The sequence below is a fragment of the Saccharicrinis sp. 156 genome (genome assembly GCF_050589685.1).
In the GTDB taxonomy this organism is placed as follows: Bacteria; Bacteroidota; Bacteroidia; order Bacteroidales; family Marinilabiliaceae; genus Saccharicrinis.
In genome coordinates, this window is the sequence record NZ_JBNGOS010000029.1 from 21,767 (window position 1) to 44,208 (window position 22,442).

Genomic DNA, 22,442 nt, shown 5'->3' on the forward strand with positions numbered 1-22,442 from the left:
GTATCTGAATTTAAAGAGCAGGGACAATTATTATATTAGCTTTATGGAATTATCTGTCCCATCCGGGATTTTGTTCCCAAATATTATCCTTGTTCGCATCAAGAATAGTGTTTGGAATAGGCCACAAATTGTAGTCGAACGTTAAAGTAGCTTCAGTCACAGGCCAGTGAGCATACTTTCTAATTCGGTCAACAGCAACGGTTCCTCCCATGCGTAACAGGGTATTCCAACGCGCTTCCTCATAAATTAATTCACGCGCACGTTCATCCAAAATCATGTTGAAATCATCATCCATATCGGCAGCCGTAACAAGATAACCGCATTGTGCACGTGCTCTTAACAGGTTAACATCGGCAGCTGCACCCGATTTGTTACCCAAGCGCTGTTTCGCCTCGGCACGTAGTAAAATAGTTTCAGGTAAACGAATAATATATTCGTCACGGAAAAGACTTCTTCTGGATTCACCATCTTCAATACCGGTAAATTTATCCGCGGCAATTTTACAAGAAATAGGATAAATCTCACTGGTATTATTTCGGTAAGCACTTTCATCATCACTGGAGCCATACATTTCACTCCAGGGAATAACCTGTTTGTAATAAGGAGAAGTTTCCACATTTCCTTTAATTCTTCTGCGCAAAACACTCTCGGAATTACGCATATCATCAGCATAATCACCCTCATATACCAAGTCGCGTGCAAGCATAGTAATATTTACCTGACAAACACCTCGACCGCCTACATTTTCTAATGTACCTGTTACATGCGTTTTTGCAATATCACGAAAAACAGGTCCATAATTATTGGCATAATACAAACGTGATTTTGTATCCTCCGTTTTATACGCTTCATAGTCGATTTGGGCAGCCCAAATACATTCGGTGTTACCATCCTGATAATTTACGTTATCCTCCTGGAACAAATCCCAGTAATAATTCGCATCCAAAAGCAGTGTATCCACTAAGTTCTCTGTTGTATAAGAACCGCCTTTATATACATCAATTGTAAATTGATCTTCGCTTGCGCGTGATCCAAACCTTTGATTGACCAAACTATATGTACCACCATCAATTACAGCGTCGGCATAACTCACCGATGAAGTATATGCAGTTTGAGCTGCACTTGAATTCCCTTCAGCATCGTATTGAATACCCATTGCCAAATACAATTCGCTTAAGTTATGCTGAGCTGCACCTTTTACCAAACGGCCACCCGAAGTTGATGTTTCAGGCAGATCATCCAAAATAGCTTCTAGTTCATCAATGGCAAATTGATAGGTTTCAATGCGCGAAGCACGCTCAAAATCATATTTTGCCTCACTAACTATATTGGTAACCAAGGCCACGCCGCCAAAAAGTTCACCTAAATTTTTGTAAGCATAAGCTCTGAAAAAACGGGCCTGCGCAAGGGCATAAGCTTTTGCCTCTTCCGATCCCCACGATATACCGTCTAATTCGGCGGCATGAATAGCCGTATTGGCACGTGCAATTACGTAGTACCATGTACTAAAAACCTGATAAAACGTGTTATGATCAGGGTTAATTGTACTATAATCGCTAAAAGTATTTCCCGTACGAATAACTGCCACATCGTACATATCTGTTCCTTTTCCTTTCCAATTGAAAATCCATTTTGTCGTTGTTGGGTTTACCCACAAATCGCGTATGTGAGAATAAAGAGAAACCAACACCTGATCCACCTGGTCGGAGGTTGAAAAAGCATTATCAACAGTATAAAAAGTAGCTGGCTCTTCCACCAAAAAGTCTTCATCAGATTCGCATCCCATTAAGCTCAGAAATACAACAAATATTCCAGCGCTTATATATTTTAATTTATTCATAATCTAAATTTTAACAGTTTAAGTTAGAAACTAATGTTTGCACCAACAGAATAGGTTGACATTACCGGAAAAGTGTTAGAGGTATAAGTAGCACCTGTTTCAGGATCGCCGCCTTCCCAATTGGTAAATGTTGCTACGTTTTTAGCAGATAAGAAAACCTTTAAGGATTTTATTTTTGAAGCGGTTACCCACGGTTGTTTGAAAGTGTATGAAAGCGAGATATCCTGAACGCGTACAAAACCTCTTGACTGTAAACCTTTAAATCGACCATCGCCCGTAAAGGTAGCAGCAGGATAAACGTTGCTGCTATTTTCCGAAGTCCAATATGGCTTATAGGTCATATTTGAATTAAAACGGTCAGCACCAGTCAAATAGGCTGCCGTATTTGATTTCATATAATAACCGTTTCCTCCAAAAGTTCCGGCTAGCATCACATAAAATTCAAGGTTTTTGTACGAAACACTATTACTCATATTTAAACGGAAATTTGCTCCCGTATAACCCAAAATTTTACGGTCGTCAGTAGTAATTCCATCAACACCATCTAGGTCTTTATATTTAGGATTACCCGCAATTGCACCTGTAGCCTCAATATATTCGAGATCATCTTCCTGTACGATTCCATCCTGTTCGTAACCATAAATAACGCCGAGTGATTCTCCAATAAACAGACCGTTTGAAATATCGTCGTCTTCAACACCATCGCCGTCGTTGTCTTCGCCATAAAGCTCAACCAGCTTATTTTTATTTTTCCAGAACGTAAGGCTTGTTGACCATTGTAAATCGCTTTTTTTAATGTTTACAGTTCGAAGCGTTACATCAATACCTTTGTTATTTACTTTTCCCATTGAATCGTAAATGGTTTTAAAACCAGTCATTACCGGAATACTTCTGTTAAAAATTTGATCAGTAGTATTTGAAACATACATATCAACATCGAGAAATACACGGTTATTTAACCAAGCCGATTCAAAACCAAAATTTACCGCCTCAGTACTTTCCCATCCAAGCTCCTGGTTACCAAGGGTACTTTGGTACATACCATAATTAATTACTCCTTCTTCATCGCCCCACTCATAACGGACACCACTGGAATTCCCGTTTTTAACCTGCGACAAGGTAGTATATGGATCAATTCCCTGGTTACCGTTTTGTCCCCAGGAAGCTTTTAATTTTAATTGATCTAACACCTCAATATTCGACATAAAACCTTCGTTAGATATCTTCCAGGCCAAACCTACTGCACCAAAATTACCCCATTTTTTCTCGGCTCCAAATACCGATGCACCATCGCGACGGTAAGAGCTGGTTACAAAATACTTGTCGTTAAACGAGTAGTTAAAACGTCCCAAATAACCAATATTCGATCGTTCTATTTCGTTTAGGTTTACTTTCTGAACGGTTGCTTTATGCAATCCTCCAAGTCCCAACGATGTATTTCCATTATCGGAGAAGTCGCTTCCGGTTGTGTTAATATACTTATATAATTTGTGATCGCGCGTTGCAACAGCCGTTACATCAATACTATGATTACCAAATGATTTTTTATAATTAAGAATATTATCGAAAACATAACTGGTAGTAGTTCCCCTGGCAATATTTCCATTTGCTTTTGAAAGGTATCCAACCATAACCGCAGGATCGTAGCGCTCTTCTCCCTCACCTTCAGCCACATAATAACTCTCGTAATAAAAATTTTCCGACTGATTTTCCGACTGATTAGTAATATAATTAATACGATAGCTTAGTCCTTTAATCCACGGAATATCGATGTTTGCAAAAGTATTTAAACGGTAACTTTGCGTAATATTTACATTTTCGCGCGTACCATCGTTAACACCCCAAAGTGGATTAACTCCCGATTGGGTATATGGATATTTTTCTAAATCACCTTGGTCATTACGGTACATAACTCCATAAGGAGACATGGTTTGGGCCGAGCTAAGACTAGCTGCAAAACCTGAATAATCGCGACGCGAGTAACTACCGTCCACACCAAATTTTAACCAACTGGTAATATCGGTATTCACTTTACCTACAATAGAAATACGTTCGAAATCGTCGCCAACAACCACACCTTTGTTGTTATTATACGACGACGACAAATAATAATTTAGTCCTTCTCCCGCTCCGGAAATGGCTAACTGATAGTCTTCAATTACCCCAACTCTGGTTACATCATCTAACCACACCCTTTCAGAACCGTCTTCATAATTTTGCAATTCACCTGTTTCCATCCAACTGGTAGTTCCTTCTTCAAAACCATTTCGGGCATTAACAGCATCAATCCATTGCTCACCATTCATCATTACCGGCCTGTCTTGCCATGTTTGAAGAGACGTTGAAGTATTTAATGTGATGACAGGCTTTTTCGAACTTCCTCGTTTGGTGGTAATCGCAATAACTCCATTGGCCGAACGCGAACCATAAACCGCTGCAGAAACTGCATCTTTTAAAATATCGTAACTGGCAATATCATTGGGGTTAATATCACTTAGACTTCCTAAATAAACAACACCATCTAATACGATTAATGGGTCGTTAGTACCACTTATCGAATTCTGACCACGGATTAACATGGAAGGTTCGTCGCCAGCTGAATTAGAAGCGCCTATATTTAATCCGGTTATAGTTCCTTTTAACGATTCCAATGCATTTAAGTTTGCAATATTGGCCACTGCGGAATTTTCCAGTTTTAACGAGCTTACCGAACCGGTAAAATCTTTACGTTTAACCGTACCGTAACCAACTACAACTACTTCATCAAGTCCCATAGTTTCATCTTGCATGGTAACATTAAATACCCTTTGACTACCAACAATAATTTCTTGCGAAGTCATTCCAACAAATGAAAAAACCAAAACAGTTTCGCCCGTTACATTTGGGAGTGAAAAGTTACCATCAATATCTGTTATAGTGCCCGTAAGGGATCCTTTCACAAGTACACTCACTCCGGGAATAGGCTCTCCTTGACTATCCACTACACTTCCTGAAACTGTTTTTTGCTGTTGCTGAAACATTTCAGATCCAAAGTCAGATTTTTCAGTTGTTAAAATAATAAGTCGGTCTTTGACCTGATGCTTAACATCAGTATCCGCAAACACCTCAGTTAAAATGGTATTAATGGATTTTTCTTTGGCATCTACATCTACTTTTCGCTCAACATCAACCAACTTTTGGTTAAAAAGAAAGTAAAATTCACTGTTGTCCTCAATTTCATCAAGAACATCAATAACCCTGGCATTATCCATTTTCAGCGTCAGCCTTGTCTGTTGCGAATATCCTGAACTCGCCCAAATATTGGAGAGAACAAGAAAAAGAAAGAAAATACTCAATCTCATAATTTTCCACATTTTAGTTTCCATGCCATAATTAATGGCACTCACAATCCACTTTTTTTTCATAAATTTGAATCATTAAGTAGTTAAACAATAATAAGTAATTCACACTGCTTGATAGTGCAGGAGAGTGCTGGTAACGCTCTCCTGTTTTTATTTAAAAGGCATTTAACCTTGATTTATCTATACTAATTATCACTTTTCTCTTTTTATATATACCGTTGCTTTTCTTTTCACGCGCTTGCTCTTTATAACTAATTGGAGCGGTTAAAGCCAGTAGTTTCAATACCTGCTCTACCGGCTCATCAATAAAGGTAGCTCTGAATGCATATTTTAATAATTCCGGATCCCGAATTTCAATGTCGATATTATACCACCTGGACAATCGATCAGCTACTTGCTGCATGTTTTCATTGCGAAATGCCAATTTTCCTTCAGTCCATGAAATATATTGATTGGCCTCCACCTGATATTTATTATAAAGTTTGGTATTGGTGTCTATAACCAGTTTCTGGTTTGGTTGAAGGGTTTCCAATTTTTCGCCCTGATGTGAATAAACCTCAACTTTACCTTCTAAAAGTATTATTTCCTCTATACTTCCATTTTCGTAGGCAACAACATTAAATTGGGTGCCTAACACTTTGGTTTTCTGATTGGGTGTATTAACAATAAATGGTTTTTTAGTATTACGTACTACATCAAAGTAGGCTTCTCCTACTAATTTTACCTTTCGAGTGTTAGCAAAAACAACCGGATAGGTTAAAGTTGAACCACTATTTAAAAAACCGGTGGTTCCATCGGGAAGCTGAAATTTGGTGCGCACTCCCATTGGACATTGAATCTCTGCATACGAATCAATGCCTTTAGAGCCCGATTGAATAAAATAATAACTTAAAAATGCGATCAAGAGAGGCATGATCAAAATGGCAGCTACCCGTTGAAAAGTATTCCACCATTTTACCTTATTCAATTTACTGTCTTCATTCAGTCGAATTGTATGATGTATTTGATTAAGAATAAACGGAAGTTTTTGGTAAGGAACTTGCTCCGATTCAGATAGCGCTTTCCAATCGTCAGATAGAAATTGCTGCGCCATATTGTTTTTTTTGTCGGCCAGTTGCTCTGAAAGTTCGATCTCTTCTTTCAGGGTTATTTTGCCATCAAAATATTTTGTTAATATATTTTGGAATCGCTCACTCATAACTTATCATTATACAAATCGTTTATATTAATTTAAATAAACCGATATTCTCACAGCCGGTATATCTAATATAAGTTCAAGTCCATTTTCTCATGGGTAATTTTAAGTTTTTTTTACAAAAAAAAACAAACAACTCATTTACAGACGTATAAAATCACACATTTACTGCCATCTTTACGTAATCCCAATTTCGCTTTACTGTTGGCATTAAATAATTTTAGCGATATCATTTGCTCTGGAAAAATACAGTGCTATTGTTTCTACTGTAGCCTTAGTAAATAAATAAAATGGCAAAAAGCAACAAGGAGGCGTTTTCGTTTTTCAATCTGGAACGAACATAGCGAAGCGCTTCAGAAACTTGATTATCAACTGTTCCAGGTGTAATATTCAACTCGGCTGCAATTTGTTTTGAATTTTTACCCTCCAATTTGCTTTTCATAAAGATCTCACGCTTTCTGGCTGGCATTTCTTCAATAATTTGCTTTACTTCCTGAAGAACAGATTCGTAATTATTTTCAATATCCGGGTTATCCACCAGTTCCGTTTCATACTTAAGACTTTCGACGTAACGGAGATAAACAGCTTTTTTATTGAAGTATGCTCTGATTTTGTTTAAGGCAATGGTAAAAAGATAAGATTTGAAGGAAAGTTCTGAATTTAAAGAATGGCGGTTTTCCCAAACTGTTATAAAAACATCTTGAACCAATTCTTCTGCTTCATTCTCATTTTTGAAATATTTTAAAGCAAACCCAAATAGTTTTGGACTGTAAACCTCAAAAAGAGTATCAAATGCTGCCGAATAATTCTTCTTGAGCTTATTAATCAGTTCGCCATCGGATTGATGTTCGTTTATCGCCATTAAAATTTAAATTTTGTACAAATATATGAAAGAAATTAAAAATATTTTTCAACAGTTATAAAATCAACAGGTACCATACCTGAACCTAACTATTACAACTGCCAGCAAAAACTGCGACCATTTTGAAACAACAACTTGTTTATTAAAAATATGATTTTTGTTGATTCGCACATTTAGTGCATGTATGCCATAAAAATTATTGAGCGATGGGTAAGCTTCCGGATATTGATCATATATATATTGTTCTTGTAAATTAAATATTAGGGGTATAAAATTAACAAGCTAATGCGCCAATCACAGAATAACCGTCATGTCTGTTATACAATTGTACTTTACAAAAAAGTAAAAAAGGACAATACCCTCTGCCTCCTATCATCTTCATGAACAATAAATAATTCGCTTCGGAATATAAGTTCAAGCGCTAAGGTTGACTTATTTCATAGTTATCGGGTTTAATAATCATCACTTTTGTATTCAACGCATAACCTCTTCCGTAATAAACAAAAACGGAATTCAATTATTTTCTTGCTATGATTAACGAACAATTGATTAACCCGCAAAGTATAGTGGTGGTTGGAGGGTCGAACGATTTGCACAAGCCCGGCGGTAAGATCCTCCATAATATCCTGGAATGTTACAGGGGCGAAATTTCGGTGCTCAACCCCAAACAAGAAATTGTTCAAGGTGTAAAATCGTGCAAGGAAATCAAAGATTTGCCCGAAATTGTTGACCTGGCCGTTATTGCTATTGCTGCCAGGTTTTGTCCCGCAACGGTAAAAACCCTGGCCCGGGAAAAAAACACGAAAGCATTCATCATTATTTCCGCCGGATTTGGCGAGGAAAACGAGGAAGGTGCAAAATATGAAAAAGAAATTGTAGAAGCAGTTAACGAAGCAGGAGGTTGTTTGATTGGTCCAAACTGCATAGGCGTTATCAACCATCACCATCATAGCATTTTTACCGAACCCATTCCGATGCTGGATCCCAGTGGGGCCGACTTTATTTCCGGTTCGGGCGCCACGGCCGTGTTTATATTGGAAACCGGTGTTGGACTAGGTCTTAAATTTAACAGCATAATTTCGGTGGGCAACAGCGCCCAAACCGGCATTGAAGATGTTTTGGCATATTTGGATGATACTTTTGATCCGGACAAGAGCTCGAAAATAAAATTGCTGTATATCGAAAGCATCAAAGATCCGGACAAACTTTTGCGCCATGCCAATTCGTTGATAAACAAAGGTTGTAAGATTGCAGCCATTAAATCAGGAACATCCGAGGCGGGCATGAGAGCTGCCCAGAGCCATACCGGTGCCCTGGCCAGCTCCGACATGGTTGTGGATGCATTATTTAAAAAAGCCGGCATTATCCGTTGCCACGGTCGTATGGAATTAGCCACGGTCGCCGCCGTTTTCATGGCCAAAGAACTTAAAGGTGAAAACATGGCCGTCATTACACATGCCGGCGGCCCGGCAGTAATGCTTACCGATTCGCTCTCGCAGGGAGGCATTAAAATCCCCGCCATTGAAGGCCCCAAAGCAGAACAGTTGCAAGCAAAACTTTACGAAGGGTCAAGTGTAAGTAACCCCATCGACTTTCTGGCAACAGGAACAGCCGAGCAACTGGGCATTATTATAGATGCTTGCGAAAAGGATTTTGACCACATCGATGCCATGGCCGTGATCTTTGGCAGTCCGGGACTTTTCCCTGTTCGCGAGGTATACGAGGTGCTGCACCAAAAAATGAGGACGTGCCGGAAACCTATTTATCCTATATTGCCATCGGTCGTGAATGCCGATGACGACATAAAATATTTCCAGTCAAAGGGCAACATTAACTTCCCCGACGAGGTGAATCTGGGACATGCCTTATCCAAAGTACACAATGCCGTCAAGCCTGCCAGTGCGTCTATTCAGATGAAAGGTGTGGACATACCCAAGATTAGGTCTCTTATTGCAGGTTTCGAGAATGGATATTTAAAGCCCAAACAAATCCAGGCCCTATTGCATGCCGCAAACATTCCTATGGTGAAGGAACTTTTTATTCGTGACGAAAAAGATTTATCATCAAAAATAAATGATATTGAATACCCTGTGGTGATGAAGGTTGTTGGCCCTGTTCATAAAACCGACGTAGATGGTGTTTCGTTAAATATATCAGGCCCAAAGTTTTTCCAAAGCGAGTTAAAACGCATGACCCACATTAAAGGATTTGAAGGAGTTATCGTTCAGCCTATGCTCAAAGGAACTGAGCTGTTTATCGGCGCTAAATACGAGCCTACTTTTGGCCATGTGGTTTTATGTGGCTTGGGCGGTATTTTCGTTGAAGTTTTAAAAGATATTTCTTCGGGATTGGCCCCACTTTCCAAAGAAGAAGCTTTAGGGATGATCAACGATCTGAAAAGCAAAAAAATTCTGGAGGGGATACGCGGTCAGGAAGGCGTGGACATAGACGGATTTGCCGACATCCTTGTTCGCCTTTCCACCATGCTCCGTTTTGCTACTGAGATAAAAGAACTGGACTTGAATCCGTTGATGGGTTCTAAAGACCAGATTATTACAGTAGATGCCAGAGTGAGAATAGAGAAATAAAGCAGTCACTGGTCAACCGCCATAGCTTATTCGCTCATACTAAAATGAAATATCATTTAATTTTGGAGGTAATGCACGTTTGATTAACAGCTTATTTAAGTTTTAACACAGAAATTCGAAGGGCAACCTCTATTTGATTATACCATACACCTTTAACAGATAATGCATCAATCCTCTGTGTTAAAAAACAACACTTCGTTTAGCTCTCTTAAATCCCTGACGGTTTGCCGTTTGAAAAAAATCGGCAATTTTGGCCATTAGCAGATAAGAAGTCTCTTACCTATTATCCCTTTCTTCAAACGGGCGGGTAAAATCTAACGATCTATTAAAAAACTATTCACTAAAACGATCAAACAGCTTATAAAACTTCTTGGGCGGATTAACTTCTACCTTTAATGTTTCTTGTGTAAAAGGGTGAACAAACTCTAAAGAGTGCGAATGCAAATAAAGTCCTTTCCCCTTCAAAACCTTACCCTCTTCACCGTATGGTGCATCACCCAAAATAGGATGACCGATGTACGACAGATGAATCCGTAACTGATGGCGCCGTCCTGTAAATAATGTAAGCTCCACCAAATTTAAACATCCAAACCTTTCACTTGCTTCCGAAGCGATCACTTTATACACTGATTTGGCCGGCTTCCCATCCACTTCCTTGTTAATTTCACCTTGTTCCGGTTGCTCGCCAATAGTTACCGCCAGGTATTTCTTAACGATTCTCCGCTCTTCAAACAATTTGTTCAGAAGCATAACCGCTTGCTGTGTTTTTCCAATCAAAACAGCACCACTGGTAGGATAATCCAGACGGTGGATGGGTTCCGGTCGTGACAGTGCATCAGGTTTCGAGCTCCTTTTTAATACCGAAGCAAGACCGTTTTCCAATGTTCGATGCTTGTTGCCACTCACGATAAGTCCTGCAGGTTTGTCTACCACAGCCATATAATCATCCTCGTAACCCACTTTCATATCAAGTTTTATTGCAGGAGATACTTTTTTATTCCCGTCTTCTAAAAGAATCAGCGTTTCTCCACCACAAACAAAATCTCCCGTATATCCCTGCTTTCCATTTATGGTTACCAAGCCTTGTTTGATCGCTTTTTTAGTAGCCTTGTTTGATGGAAGACTTTTAAAAACCCCAGGCGCATAATCCGATAACCTTGCTCTTTCGGGCAATGGCGGAACGATAAATGTTTCGAGAATGGTTTGAGACTCTTTTCTAATCATATTGCAAAATAACAAATAATCATCGCTTATCTTACTCTATATTGCTTTAATATCTCGGTGCTCATGAGAAATGTTCTTGTTTTTCTGCATATAAAAGTAGATTTTTGATAAGAACGCATGGAGAACCGCTCTCCACAAACATATTTTTCAGCAAATAAATTAACTAACTCGCAAAAAACATCTTCATGAGTAAAATCGGCATTTTTTATGGCCCCGCAAAAGGGAACGTGGCCAAGGTGGCAACTATATTAGCAGACCAATTGGGTGAAGACACAACCGATCTTATTCCGATTAAAAACTGTGATCCATCGGCATTGGAAACCTATGACAAATTAATATTCGGTATTTCAACACTAGGAAGAACCAATTGGGATTCGGAGCACGAAGACGACGATTGGGATGTTTTCTTTACCCATCTGAAAGAAGTATCCTGGAAAGATAAGCAGGTGGCCATCTATGGCCTTGGCGACCAAATAAACTACCCCGACCATTTTGTGGATGCTATAGCTTGGCTGTATGAACGACTGAAAGCTTTAAACGTAGATGTTGTAGGACAGGTTGCTGACAAAGGTTATCAGTATAACGATTCCGAAGCTATTTTGGATGGTGAATTTATCGGTTTACCATTGGATGAGGATAACGAACCTGAAAAAACCTTAGAAAGAGTTCAAAACTGGTTGACCATGCTAAAAAAAGAAGGATTTTAAAAACATGGAGGATCCGTGTTATTGAATGTTCGAAATATTACTATTATAGTGGTTGGAACAATAAAAGGTAATATCCTTGTTCGCTCCCACTTTTGCCATATAAAATCGTTGTTAACAACTTAACAAAATTTACCATGATACTCGAAAGCCCCACCGTCGTCGATAAGCAAATTGTTGAAACAGCAGTAAGAGAGGAAAATATTGAAGATCTAGGAAAGGCTACAATACGCGAGGTGGTTAGCATTGTTAACAGAATTGAGGAACGCAGCCATACACAGTTTATCCGGATGGAAATGGGCGTGCCCAGCCTTCCACCTTCCCCGGTTGGCGTGCAAGCCGAAATAGATGCCCTAAAACAAGGGGTGGCTTCAAAATACCCCATGCTCGAGGGCATCAAACCGTTTAAGCAACAGGCCAGTCGTTTTGTAAAAGCATTTATGGGTATTGATATCCCGGCCGAAAGCTGTATTCCAACGGTGGGATCCATGCAGGCCAGCTTTGCCCTCTTTATGGCTATTACTAATCTTGATAAAAAAAAGGATACCATATTATTTATTGACCCCGGTTTTCCGGTACAAAAGATTCAACTCCATGTTTTGGGCATAAAACACCAAACATTCGATGTATTCGATTTCCGTGGCGACCGATTAAAAGAGAAACTCGAAAGCTACCTGTTCAAAGGAAACATTGCAGGTATCGTTTATTCAAACCCCAATAATCCAACCTGGATTTGTCTTCATGAAGACGAGTTGGAAGTCATCGGAAAGCTTGCCAACCAATACGATACCATAATCATAGAGGATCTCGCCTACTTTGGTATGGATTTCAGACAGGATATTTCAGTCCCGTTTCAACCACCTTATCAACCCACCGTAGCAAAATATACCGACAACTATGCATTGCTTATTTCCAGTTCCAAAGCCTTTAGTTATGCAGGTCAACGACTTGGAACACTTTGCATATCGCACCAACTGTTCAAAACTTATTTTGAATCATTAAAAATAAGGTTTGGAGAAGGTAATTTTGGGCGAGTTATTGTTGGAAGATTACTATATTCGCTGTCCGCAGGAGCTAGTCACTCCGCGCAGTATGCCATAGCAGCCATATACAAAGCGGCTTGCGACGGAACATACAATTATTTAGAAGAGGTAAAAGAATACGGTATTAGGGCTAAGTTGATGAAAGAACTGTTTATCAAATATGGTTTTTCCATTGTTTACAGCAAAGACATTGACGAACCTATTGCCGACGGTTTTTATTTTACAATATCTTATCCGGGTATGATGGGTGGTGAACTACTCGAGAAACTTTTATATTTTGGGATAAGCGCTATTGCATTAGCTAATACCGGCAGCAAAATACAAGGCCTTAGGGCCTGTGTTTCGCAAACAGAACAAAGCAGGTTTGTGGAATTGGAAAAAAGGTTACAAATGTTCCAACAAAGCTGTTCACTGCACTACGGAAAGGAAAAAAAATAGTAGTTTCTTATTAAAGAAATGCCGATTGATTGGGATTGTAAATGGATACATCCCTGCATTGTTGCGCTCTGCAATAATTCAGAACTTTTGCATGATTCCCATCATAAGAATAAATGGCATATTTACATAAATTGCAAGTAAATTATAAAAACGTTCAAAATTATGGCTAAAGCTAAAGGAGCGATTGTTGTTGATAACGTAAAGTGCAAAGGCTGTGAACTTTGCATGGTTGCCTGCCCTACAAACGCAATAGAAATGGCAAAGGATGTCAACGGTAAGGGCTATCATTATGCCCAACTGGGAACCCCCGAAGCGTGCATTGGCTGCGCCAATTGTGCAGCAGTTTGTCCGGACAGTTGCATAACGGTGTATAGAGTCAAAGATTAAAACGAAAGACCAGTCTTTCAAACAAAGAAACGCAATCCACTCAACCCGGATTGACATTAATTTCAATCGCTATTCAAGAAATTAGTTAGAAATGAAAGAAGTAAAATTAATGAAAGGCAATGAAGCCATTGCCCACGCAGCCATACGATGTGGTGCCGATGGATATTTCGGATATCCTATCACTCCGCAAAGTGAAATTATGGAAACATTAATGGCCGAACAACCCTGGAACTCCACGGGAATGGTAGTGCTCCAGGCCGAAAGTGAAATAGCATCTATTAACATGGTTTATGGCGGTGCCGGATGTGGAAAAAAAGTAATGACCTCTTCATCGAGCCCGGGCGTAAGCTTAATGCAGGAAGGGCTCACATATATGGCAGGAGCCGAACTTCCTTGTGTTGTTGTTAACGTTGTGAGAGGAGGCCCGGGGTTAGGAACGATACAACCTGCTCAATCAGACTACTTTCAATCCGTTAAAGGCGGTGGACATGGTGATTATAAATTAATTACCCTGGCTCCGGCATCCGTTCAGGAAATGGCAGATTTTGTGGAAGATGCTTTTGATTTGGCATTCAAATACAGAAACCCGGTTATGATCCTTTCTGATGGTGCGATTGGCCAAATGATGGAAAAAGTGGAGTTAAAATCCCAAAAGCCTCGAATGACTGAAGAAGAACTTATTGAAAAATATGGGGATTGGGCCACTACCGGAAAAACAAAAAACAGAAAACGTAACATTATCACATCTGTAGAACTTGCTTCCGAAGAAATGGAACGATTCAACCACAAACTTCAGGATAAATATAAAAAAGTGGAGGAAAACGAAGTTCGTTACGAGACGTACATGTGCGATGACGCCGAGTATTTACTCGTAGCCTACGGTTCAAGTGCCCGCATCTGTCAAAAATCGGTTCAGATAGCCCGCGAAAAAGGCATTAAAGTAGGGTTGCTTCGTCCAATCACCTTATTCCCTTTCCCCGTAAAACCCATTCAGGAAATAGCCCAACACGTAAAAGGCGTTTTAAGTGTTGAAATGAGTGCCGGTCAGATGGTAGAAGATGTTAGATTAGCAATTAACGGTTCAGTAAAAGTGGAGCACTTTGGTCGGTATGGAGGTATCATTCCTTCGCCGGGTGAAGTTGTAACAGCGCTTGAATCAAACTTTATAGGAGAATAGCCATGGATATTAAAGAGATCATAAAAGAAGAAAACATAGTATACAAAAAGAGTGCGGTTCTTACCGATAAGGACACCCACTATTGCCCGGGATGTACACATGGCGTGGTGCACAGAATCATAGCCGAACTCATCGAAGAAATGGGCATTCAGGAAACTACTATTGGCATTGCGCCTGTGGGATGTTCCGTTTTTGCTTACGATTATATCGATATCGATTGGCAGGAAGCAGCACACGGACGGGCTCCGGCATTGGCCACTGCTGTTAAAAGGCTTATGCCCGAAAAAAATGTTTTTTCTTACCAGGGCGATGGCGACCTGGCGGCTATCGGAACGGCTGAGACTATTCATGCCTGCAACCGCGGCGAAAATATCGTGATGGTTTTTATCAACAACGGTATTTATGGTATGACCGGTGGTCAGATGGCACCAACTACCCTTCCCGGCATGAAAGCATCTACCTGTCCAACAGGCCGGGAGACCAAACATGATGGACACCCTTTAAAAATTACCGAACTAATCGCCCAGCTGCCGGGAACATGCTTTGTGACCCGTCAGGCTGCCCATACCCCAGCCGCTGTGCGCAAAACAAAGAAGGCTATTAAAAAAGCTTTCGAAAACCAAATGCAAAACAAAGGAACCTCATTTGTCGAGGTAGTTTCGACCTGTAACTCCGGCTGGAAAATGACCCCTGCCAAAGCGAACAAATGGATGGAGGAAAACATGTTCCCATTTTATCCGTTAGGAGATATGAAAGACGAATAAACGAGATTTATTACTTGTTGAACATATTTGTGTTCAATACTAAAATAAATAAAATGACAGAAGAAATAATTATAGCCGGCTTTGGTGGACAAGGCGTACTTTCCATGGGTAAAATTTTAGCCTATTCCGGTGTTATGCACGATATGGAAGTAAGCTGGATGCCCTCCTACGGACCCGAAATGCGCGGTGGCACGGCCAATGTTACCGTTATTTTGAGCGATGAAAAAATCAGCTCTCCCATATTACACGAGTTCGACACCGCCATCATCCTGAACCAACAATCCATGGATAAATTCGAGGCCCAAATTAAACCTGGCGGAACATTAATTTACGATGGCAATGGAATCACCCATCACCCAACACGCAAAGACATCAAAATTTTCCGGGTGGATGCAACCGAAGAAGCAGCCCGAATGCGCTCAGCAAAAACATTTAATATGATTGTTTTGGGCGGATACTTAAAAGTGAAACCCGTAGTGAAAATGGAAAATGTAATCAATGGACTCAAAAAATCATTACCCGGACGCCACCATCATTTAATACCGATGAACGAAAAGGCCATCAACAGGGGAATGGAAATTATACATCCGGTGGAGGTTGAAGTATAAGATTTCAATCTAGTTGAAGATATCAAGCCGGCTGTAATCTATACCGCCGGCTTTTTTGTTCTGTGATTAACCCGCAAGTAGGTATTATAAAATCTATTGCACATTAAAATGGCTTCAACACAAGACACTTCGTGACGCCTCTTCATCTCACCAGAACGATGAAAACCCAGTAAGGTTTCCCTTACCATATTCATGACGAAGTTCTAATGCTTAATCCTGAATTAACATGGATCTGTCAATAGGAATTTGAAAAATTCCCCTATGTCAGCAGGCATAAACCATATCGAATTAACATTTTTAAAAAGTCAAACGGCAATTTGGGGATGAATTGTGCGGGTTAAACCCAGTAAATCCCACGGATTAATGGCCACGCTAATTTTTTTTTGTTTTTATATTGTATAAAATAATATTTTTCTATCTTTGCATCGCCTTAGAAAAAAGGCGTCATGAATGGTCTTGTAGCTCAGTTGGATAGAGCAACAGCCTTCTAAGCTGTGGGTCGCAGGTTCGAATCCTGCCAGGATCACTTTTAAAGAAAAAAAAAGAAACTAAAAGCCTGTAAATCGTACGATTTACAGGCTTTTTCTGTTTTTTATTAAATCATTATAAAACCTAACAGGACGAATGGAGGATCATGCCCATTATCGCCTTATGGAGAAGCCAGATTTTTAAAGTGACGTTATCTGCTGATTTAACCAGTCAAATGAATTGGTTTCCTGCAATGGCCAAACCTAACGGTATTGTTCTCCCCCCCGATAGGAAAATGGATGGCAAAAACACTTCTGATATGATTACAACCCGCAATATGTATCAGAGAATATATTACACTTTAAAATTGCTTCAAAACAATACACTTCATTACCTTACTTCATCTTGCAGCAACGAAGCTATGCCTCGTTTCAGTACAGCCTTGTTTTATTGTCCTTTTAAAGTTCATGACCAGGTATAAGGTATTAGCCGGGTTTAACACAGAAAAAAGAAGGGATATAACCTGGGTATTTACATACTTAAGTGTATTTTTAAAAAAAATTACATAAGGATATAAATCAATGGAAAAAGTAGCCTTGTTAACAGGTGCCTCAAAAGGAATTGGCAAAACAATCGCAATTCAACTTGCCAGGATTGGTTATGATATGCTTATCGTGGGACGTAACCGCGATCAACTTCTCCAAACACAAAGCGAGGTTGAAAAATACCCTATTAAGTGTTCGATATTGGAGGCAGATCTTTTAACGGCGGATGCCCCGTTATTGATAATTCGTGAAGTAATTCGTGTTTTCGGGAAGCTTGATGTGGTGATAAACAATGCCGGTGTTGCCAATGCATTACCTATCAAAGAAACTTCGGTTGAAATATGGGATAAAATCTTTTCCGTTAATGCACGGGCGCCTTTTTTTATTTGCAAAGAAGCCATTCCCTATTTAAAAGAAAGCCCAAAACCCATTATTATAAATATCGGTTCGGTCGTCGACTTCAAAGGTTACGTTAATCAATCTGTCTATGCTTCATCCAAACATGCCTTGGCGGGCTTTACAAAAGTATTGGCAAAGGAAGTACAAGACGATGGTATTCTTGTGCATCTTATTTCCCCGGGAGGTGTAAACACCGAGATGGTGCGCGAAATGCGTCCTGATATTGATACCAATAACCTCATTCAACCGGAAGAAATTGCCGAACTTATCGAATTCCTACTCACCCGAAAAGGTAAAGGTACCATTGATCATCTCTATATTCGAAGACAAAGCGGCTTGGCTTTCGATTAAGCCAGGCTTTATTAAATATACTAACATCATCATAGGGGTACAAACCCTTAAACCTGCCAAAAACACGGTAAGGAAAGGACCATACCACTCGAGACAGGAATCCAGGTGATAGCTTTTTCAGAAGATGATATAGCCCAGGGAACTATCCAGAAAAGAATGGATGGCATTAGGCCCGTTGTTCCTTGTGGGGTGAAAGTGAGTGTAAACTTTGCGGGTTAGTTCTGAAAGAATGATGGACCGTATGGGGATAAAACAAAGAACTTACCCTAAAAAGAAAAAAGAGAAAGCAACCTTAGATCCCAGGTTTATTGAATCTATTTTAGAGTTGGCAACAAACTGAAAATCAAAACACATTACCACTTTGGTAACTTTTTTATTCTATTTGCGACAAACGAGTACAATGTGAGCGTAATAGTGAAAAAAACTCACGAGATTTTTGGAAAAAACAGGTTGAAGTAGCCTTGGCATTTAGATGTAATCTATTGACAATTTTGGGACGATCTTAAAATAGCGTATTGCCCCTGCTGCGGGACCGCAGGGGTCTGGGTAAACCATGGGATTTTCCATTTTGCGTATAAATTTTCTGCTGAAACCATATAGTCTGCAAAAAAACATTGCAGCATTTCCTGAAGCAAAAACAAAACCTTTTTATTAGAAATAAAAAAACTACAGGAAAGCCGCAATGTTCAGAGACCCGAAAATTGAATTTAATTGTTAGGAATGGGGCAAAACAGTTGTTTTACCAATATTAATTTACCCGGATTGTGCAATAGCGGTGTGTAAAGAGCATTTTAAACAACATAAAACAAGGAATTGCTGAGAGTAGCATGGTAACGCTTTGGTGAGTTGAAGCAACTCAGTGAAACACCTTGTTTTTATGTAGTTGATTTGCGTAACAGAATTTCTAATCCATATGGCAGGTTTAATAACCTGATACCTCTTGACTGATCAGATTATTTACAAACGCCCCGGCCAATGCTTGCGTTGCAAACTCAGGAACGGCCATAGGCAATCTTGTTTCACTGTCCACAAATACAACTTCAGAATTGCCCTTACTAACTATTTTATCCTCACCGTTCTTAATCTCGAACTCAAGGCAAAACCTAATTTTGGGCAACGCTCTCACCGTGGTTGTTATGGTTAATTCCTCATCATATTTAGCAGGTGTTTTATATTCTATGTTAAAGGAAATAACAGGTAACATATATCCTTTATTCTCCAGTTCATCATCGTGCAAGCCATATTTGCGCATCAATTCCGTACGTGCCTGATGACAATACGTCACATGGTTGGCATGGTACACATAGCCCATTCTATCTACTTCGTTGTAACGAGGCCTTAACTTAAATTCATCTTTTATCATAATTGTTCCTCTTTTTTTCCGTCCCGGATAACGGACTTTTAATTACCCTACAATCACTTGACATTCTTAAAAATGACCTGCAAGTTTATGATTCAATCCTACACACTCTTTTGTTTAATCTTTTCCCAAATTGTCTCCAGGCATTGAGCAATTTCCGATTGGCCATTGTATTCATTAATAGTTTTGGCTTCCACCATAGCCATCACCACCTCTTTGCTAAAAGGTATTTTGGCCAATACAGGAATTTGCTGGCTTTCGAAGAAATCTGCAATTACCTTGGCCATATCGTTGTTCACATCCGCTTTGTTGATGACTGCCAATATGGGCGTATCAAAGGACTGTACCAGTTCTACCAACCGCCTGGCATCGTAAAAACCAGACTTAGAGGGCTCAGCCACCAGTACCACCAGGTTGGTGCCCGAGAGCGCAGATATTGTTGAACAACCTATACCCGGAGGGCCATCATTAATAATAAAATCGGCTTTTGTATCAATGGCAATCTCCTTTGCTTTTTTTCGGATCGTAGAAACCAGCTTACCCGAATTCTCTTCACCCGGTCCCATTTTCGCATGCACCATAGTACCAAACCGTGTTGACGACACAAACCAGCGATTGTTGGTACTCTGTTCCGATTCAACAGCATTGGCCGGGCAGATCCGCTCGCATAACCTACATCCTTCGCATTGAAATGGGTTAACTTCCGGATAGCCGCCTTCGTTGAGGTGAATAGCACCAAAACGACACTTATCCATGCAAAGATTGCATGGCAAGCAGATATCCTGACGAATACTGGCTTGCCATGCACCTTGATAAATATGTTCTTCCCGAACCTCCGGGGCAAGAATCAAATGTAAATCGGCAGCATCCACATCATTGTCGCACAATACTGCATTACCCGCCAGCGATGCCAACGCCGCTGTTACAGATGTTTTTCCGGTGCCGCCCTTACCGCTGAGTATGGTTATCTCTTTCATCCACCAGTATTCTAAATTTCAACTTTTCAACAATAGCATAAAATGCATCCGTTATTTCCTGAGGCATATCCTCATCTAAATTTCCTTGGGCATAAGTAGTCGCAAAAGCATCTACAAATGGAATTTCGCCTACCAGGTCAATATTGTTCTCCTCAATAAAATGGTAGATGTCGTCATTGCCCAATCCTGCTTTGTTTACTATCACACCAAATTCTTTGTTAAGGTCATGCATGAGTTCAACGGTCAGTTTCAGGTCGTACAAACCAAAGGGCGTCGGTTCGGTTACCAACAAAACATAGTCACTGTTAACCGTAGTTTCTACCACAGAGCAACTGGTGCCCGGAGGCGCATCATAAATTGTTATTTCGGCTCCCGAAGGAACCTTTTTCTTCAATTCTTTGATGAACATAGTTTGCATAGAAGAACCGATCCTCAGTCTACCTTCCATCACCCCTTCCCCTATCGATGTTTTAAAGTCGGATATCTTTCCGATCATCTGATCATATTCAGATATGGCACCCTGTTGGCAGGCCTCCAAACAAGCGCCGCAAGAATGGCATAACGAAGGGTTCACTTCGGCAAACCGCGCTGTTGGCAATACCACAATCGCATTAAATGCGCAATATTCGGCACACGCTCTGCAAAAAGTACACTTTGTCACATCAATTTGCGGTATTTTCTGCAACACATCCTCTTCGCCTATCTTTTCCGCTTCCGGGAAAAAAATCACATCATTGGGTTCTTCTACGTCACAATCAACCAATTGCACAATTGCCTCAAATTCACGGGTCAACATCCGGTACAAGCTAACGGCAACGGTTGTTTTTCCTGTACCGCCCTTACCGCTTGCTATGGCAATTTTGTAATCCATTATCCTTGTTTTTTAATGACCAAATCACCCTCCGATACATCAAGCATTTGTGCGATGGGTTTACATTTGGCCGTCAGTAAAAAATATAATGTTGGATGTTTTGCCTGCATCAATCCTTCAAAATTGCCCTGACCTTTTGAAATAACCAGATCGGCGGAATGATAGGCTTTTATCAATTCAGGCGAGCAATGTTCCAATAAAGTCGACGGAGCATCATAACCATTTGAAATAACCTTACATAGCTGATCTATTCCTGTCTGCCTGGCATCAGCGAAGGTAACATCATTAATGACAGGCTGGCCCCGTACCACATAGGTAATATGGGGGTGCTGCATGGTTTCTATCAATAATTTGTCAAAAACTATTTCACCTGCATTATCGCCCAGATAAAGTATATGGCTCGATCGGGCAATATCCGAATGTAATTGTCGCACGTTATCTTCAGATAAATCTTTTTTTATCAGCTCATTAATCGATGCCTCAATATCATCGGGCGCGGTATGTGCCCCGTAATCGATAATATTACCGGCCATGGCCAGCTTTACCGCCGTGCGAAATGGATCTTCACTTTCCGACACATAGTTTTTCCAATACTCGTAATTGGAGAGCAAAACGGTATTAGCTCTTATTTTTTCTTCCCGATACAGACTTGCCACATTCATCTTGTCTTTTGCCAGACGTTGAATGTAGGTCGCAACATAGGGGTTCGGTAGGTGTGCATTTTCAGCCAATATTTTTTTGGCCTCTACCTGCAACGCTTCCGAAACTTCCAATGAAGGCTGAAACTTAGCGATCAGTTTATTCACTGACTTTAGATGACACCGGGAACATGCTTCCTCCATTTTTAATGGTCGCAATAATTAGCTGCAAAACTTAACGATTTACTTAAGAACCCATCTACCAAGCTCTTAGCATCCATTTTGGGAGCTCCTACAAATGCATTTACCTTGTTGGCATTAAACAACTGGATGGCCTTTTGCCCCATTCCTCCGGCAACAATGTCGGTTACGTTTCTTTCTGACAGCCACTTGGGCAATAAACCGGGCTCATGAGGAGGCGGAACTACTTTTTCTGCAGAAACCACTTCTCCATCCTTAACGGTAGCCAGATAAAAAAATTTACAATGCCCAAAGTGAGCGTCTAAAACATCCTCGTTGTCCACAGGGACTGCTATTAAATGATTCATATTTACAATATTTAATTCTGCTTTTCAAACAGAATGAGGTAGCAGATTCTATTTATAAGGTGTACAAACAAAAACTACCATCTCATCCATTTAGCAAAACAATTATATTTTCAA

At 40.1% G+C, this 22,442-nt stretch carries 19 protein-coding genes and 1 tRNA gene; 10 read left to right on the plus strand and 10 right to left on the minus strand.

Translation table 11 applies throughout. The features are described from left to right. Positions 1–49 precede the first annotated feature (49 nt). The 4 genes from ACRD64_RS17265 to ACRD64_RS17280 form a co-directional block, all read right to left on the minus strand. Positions 50–1,840, minus strand: a complete 1,791-nt coding sequence (locus tag ACRD64_RS17265) for a RagB/SusD family nutrient uptake outer membrane protein (protein WP_430934707.1) — start codon at positions 1,838–1,840, stop codon at positions 50–52. A gap of 23 nt (positions 1,841–1,863) precedes the next feature. Next, a complete protein-coding gene (locus tag ACRD64_RS17270; RefSeq protein WP_430934708.1) occupies positions 1,864–5,244 on the minus strand; it encodes a TonB-dependent receptor in 3,381 nt (1,126 codons plus the stop codon). A gap of 91 nt (positions 5,245–5,335) precedes the next feature. After that, complete coding sequence (locus ACRD64_RS17275) at positions 5,336–6,379, minus strand: FecR family protein (protein ID WP_430934709.1); 1,044 nt, start codon at positions 6,377–6,379, stop codon at positions 5,336–5,338. A gap of 271 nt (positions 6,380–6,650) precedes the next feature. After that, positions 6,651–7,238 (minus strand): RNA polymerase sigma factor, encoded by a 588-nt coding sequence (locus ACRD64_RS17280; protein WP_430934710.1) that lies wholly within the window; start codon positions 7,236–7,238, stop codon positions 6,651–6,653. 530 nt (positions 7,239–7,768) lie between these two features. Here ACRD64_RS17280 and ACRD64_RS17285 point away from each other — a divergent pair. Continuing rightward, positions 7,769–9,826 (plus strand): acetate--CoA ligase family protein, encoded by a 2,058-nt coding sequence (locus ACRD64_RS17285; protein WP_430934711.1) that lies wholly within the window; start codon positions 7,769–7,771, stop codon positions 9,824–9,826. Positions 9,827–10,159: 333 nt separating this feature from the next. On the opposite strand, the gene ACRD64_RS17290 is transcribed toward ACRD64_RS17285, so the two are convergent. After that, positions 10,160–11,050 carry an RluA family pseudouridine synthase gene (locus ACRD64_RS17290; RefSeq protein ID WP_430934712.1) on the minus strand — a complete coding sequence of 297 codons (891 nt, stop codon included), beginning with the start codon at positions 11,048–11,050 and terminating at the stop codon, positions 10,160–10,162. 185 nt (positions 11,051–11,235) lie between these two features. Here ACRD64_RS17290 and ACRD64_RS17295 point away from each other — a divergent pair, with 185 nt between their 5' ends. From ACRD64_RS17295 to ACRD64_RS17335, 9 genes are all read left to right on the plus strand, one after another. Next, positions 11,236–11,757 (plus strand): flavodoxin, encoded by a 522-nt coding sequence (locus tag ACRD64_RS17295; protein ID WP_430934713.1) that lies wholly within the window; start codon positions 11,236–11,238, stop codon positions 11,755–11,757. A gap of 134 nt (positions 11,758–11,891) precedes the next feature. Further along, the gene (locus ACRD64_RS17300) at positions 11,892–13,235 is read left to right on the plus strand and encodes an aminotransferase class I/II-fold pyridoxal phosphate-dependent enzyme (protein WP_430934714.1); all 1,344 of its coding nucleotides are present in this window, start codon (positions 11,892–11,894) and stop codon (positions 13,233–13,235) included. A gap of 162 nt (positions 13,236–13,397) precedes the next feature. Further along, a complete protein-coding gene (locus ACRD64_RS17305; protein ID WP_430934715.1) occupies positions 13,398–13,622 on the plus strand; it encodes a 4Fe-4S dicluster domain-containing protein in 225 nt (74 codons plus the stop codon). 91 nt (positions 13,623–13,713) lie between these two features. Beyond that, positions 13,714–14,799, plus strand: coding sequence for a 3-methyl-2-oxobutanoate dehydrogenase subunit VorB (locus ACRD64_RS17310; RefSeq protein ID WP_430934716.1), 1,086 nt, complete (start codon positions 13,714–13,716; stop codon positions 14,797–14,799). 2 nt (positions 14,800–14,801) lie between these two features. After that, entirely contained in the window at positions 14,802–15,563 is a 762-nt protein-coding gene (locus ACRD64_RS17315) for a thiamine pyrophosphate-dependent enzyme (protein ID WP_430934717.1), read from the plus strand. A gap of 53 nt (positions 15,564–15,616) precedes the next feature. Further along, positions 15,617–16,171, plus strand: a complete 555-nt coding sequence (locus ACRD64_RS17320) for a 2-oxoacid:acceptor oxidoreductase family protein (RefSeq protein ID WP_430934718.1) — start codon at positions 15,617–15,619, stop codon at positions 16,169–16,171. A 452-nt stretch (positions 16,172–16,623) separates the two neighbouring features. Then, positions 16,624–16,697, plus strand: a tRNA-Arg gene (locus tag ACRD64_RS17325). A gap of 108 nt (positions 16,698–16,805) precedes the next feature. After that, positions 16,806–17,120, plus strand: coding sequence for a hypothetical protein (locus ACRD64_RS17330; RefSeq protein ID WP_430934719.1), 315 nt, complete (start codon positions 16,806–16,808; stop codon positions 17,118–17,120). A gap of 100 nt (positions 17,121–17,220) precedes the next feature. Then, positions 17,221–17,934: an SDR family NAD(P)-dependent oxidoreductase gene (locus ACRD64_RS17335; protein ID WP_430934720.1), complete on the plus strand. Its 714-nt coding sequence runs from the start codon at positions 17,221–17,223 to the stop codon at positions 17,932–17,934. Between the two features lie 922 nt (positions 17,935–18,856). Here ACRD64_RS17335 and ACRD64_RS17340 read toward each other — a convergent pair. From ACRD64_RS17340 to ACRD64_RS17360, 5 genes are all read right to left on the minus strand, one after another. After that, entirely contained in the window at positions 18,857–19,297 is a 441-nt protein-coding gene (locus ACRD64_RS17340; protein WP_430934721.1) for an acyl-CoA thioesterase, read from the minus strand. A gap of 98 nt (positions 19,298–19,395) precedes the next feature. Further along, positions 19,396–20,271, minus strand: a complete 876-nt coding sequence (locus ACRD64_RS17345; RefSeq protein WP_430934722.1) for an ATP-binding protein — start codon at positions 20,269–20,271, stop codon at positions 19,396–19,398. After that, a complete protein-coding gene (locus ACRD64_RS17350) occupies positions 20,243–21,142 on the minus strand; it encodes a P-loop NTPase (protein ID WP_430934723.1) in 900 nt (299 codons plus the stop codon). Before ACRD64_RS17350 ends, ACRD64_RS17345 begins: the two co-directional genes overlap by 29 nt. Next, positions 21,142–21,984, minus strand: a complete 843-nt coding sequence (locus tag ACRD64_RS17355) for a damage-control phosphatase ARMT1 family protein (protein WP_430934724.1) — start codon at positions 21,982–21,984, stop codon at positions 21,142–21,144. Before ACRD64_RS17355 ends, ACRD64_RS17350 begins: the two co-directional genes overlap by 1 nt. A 2-nt stretch (positions 21,985–21,986) precedes the next feature. Next, on the minus strand, positions 21,987–22,328 hold the full coding sequence (locus tag ACRD64_RS17360) for a NifB/NifX family molybdenum-iron cluster-binding protein (protein WP_430934725.1): 342 nt from the start codon (positions 22,326–22,328) through the stop codon (positions 21,987–21,989). Between the last annotated feature and the right edge of the window lie 114 nt (positions 22,329–22,442).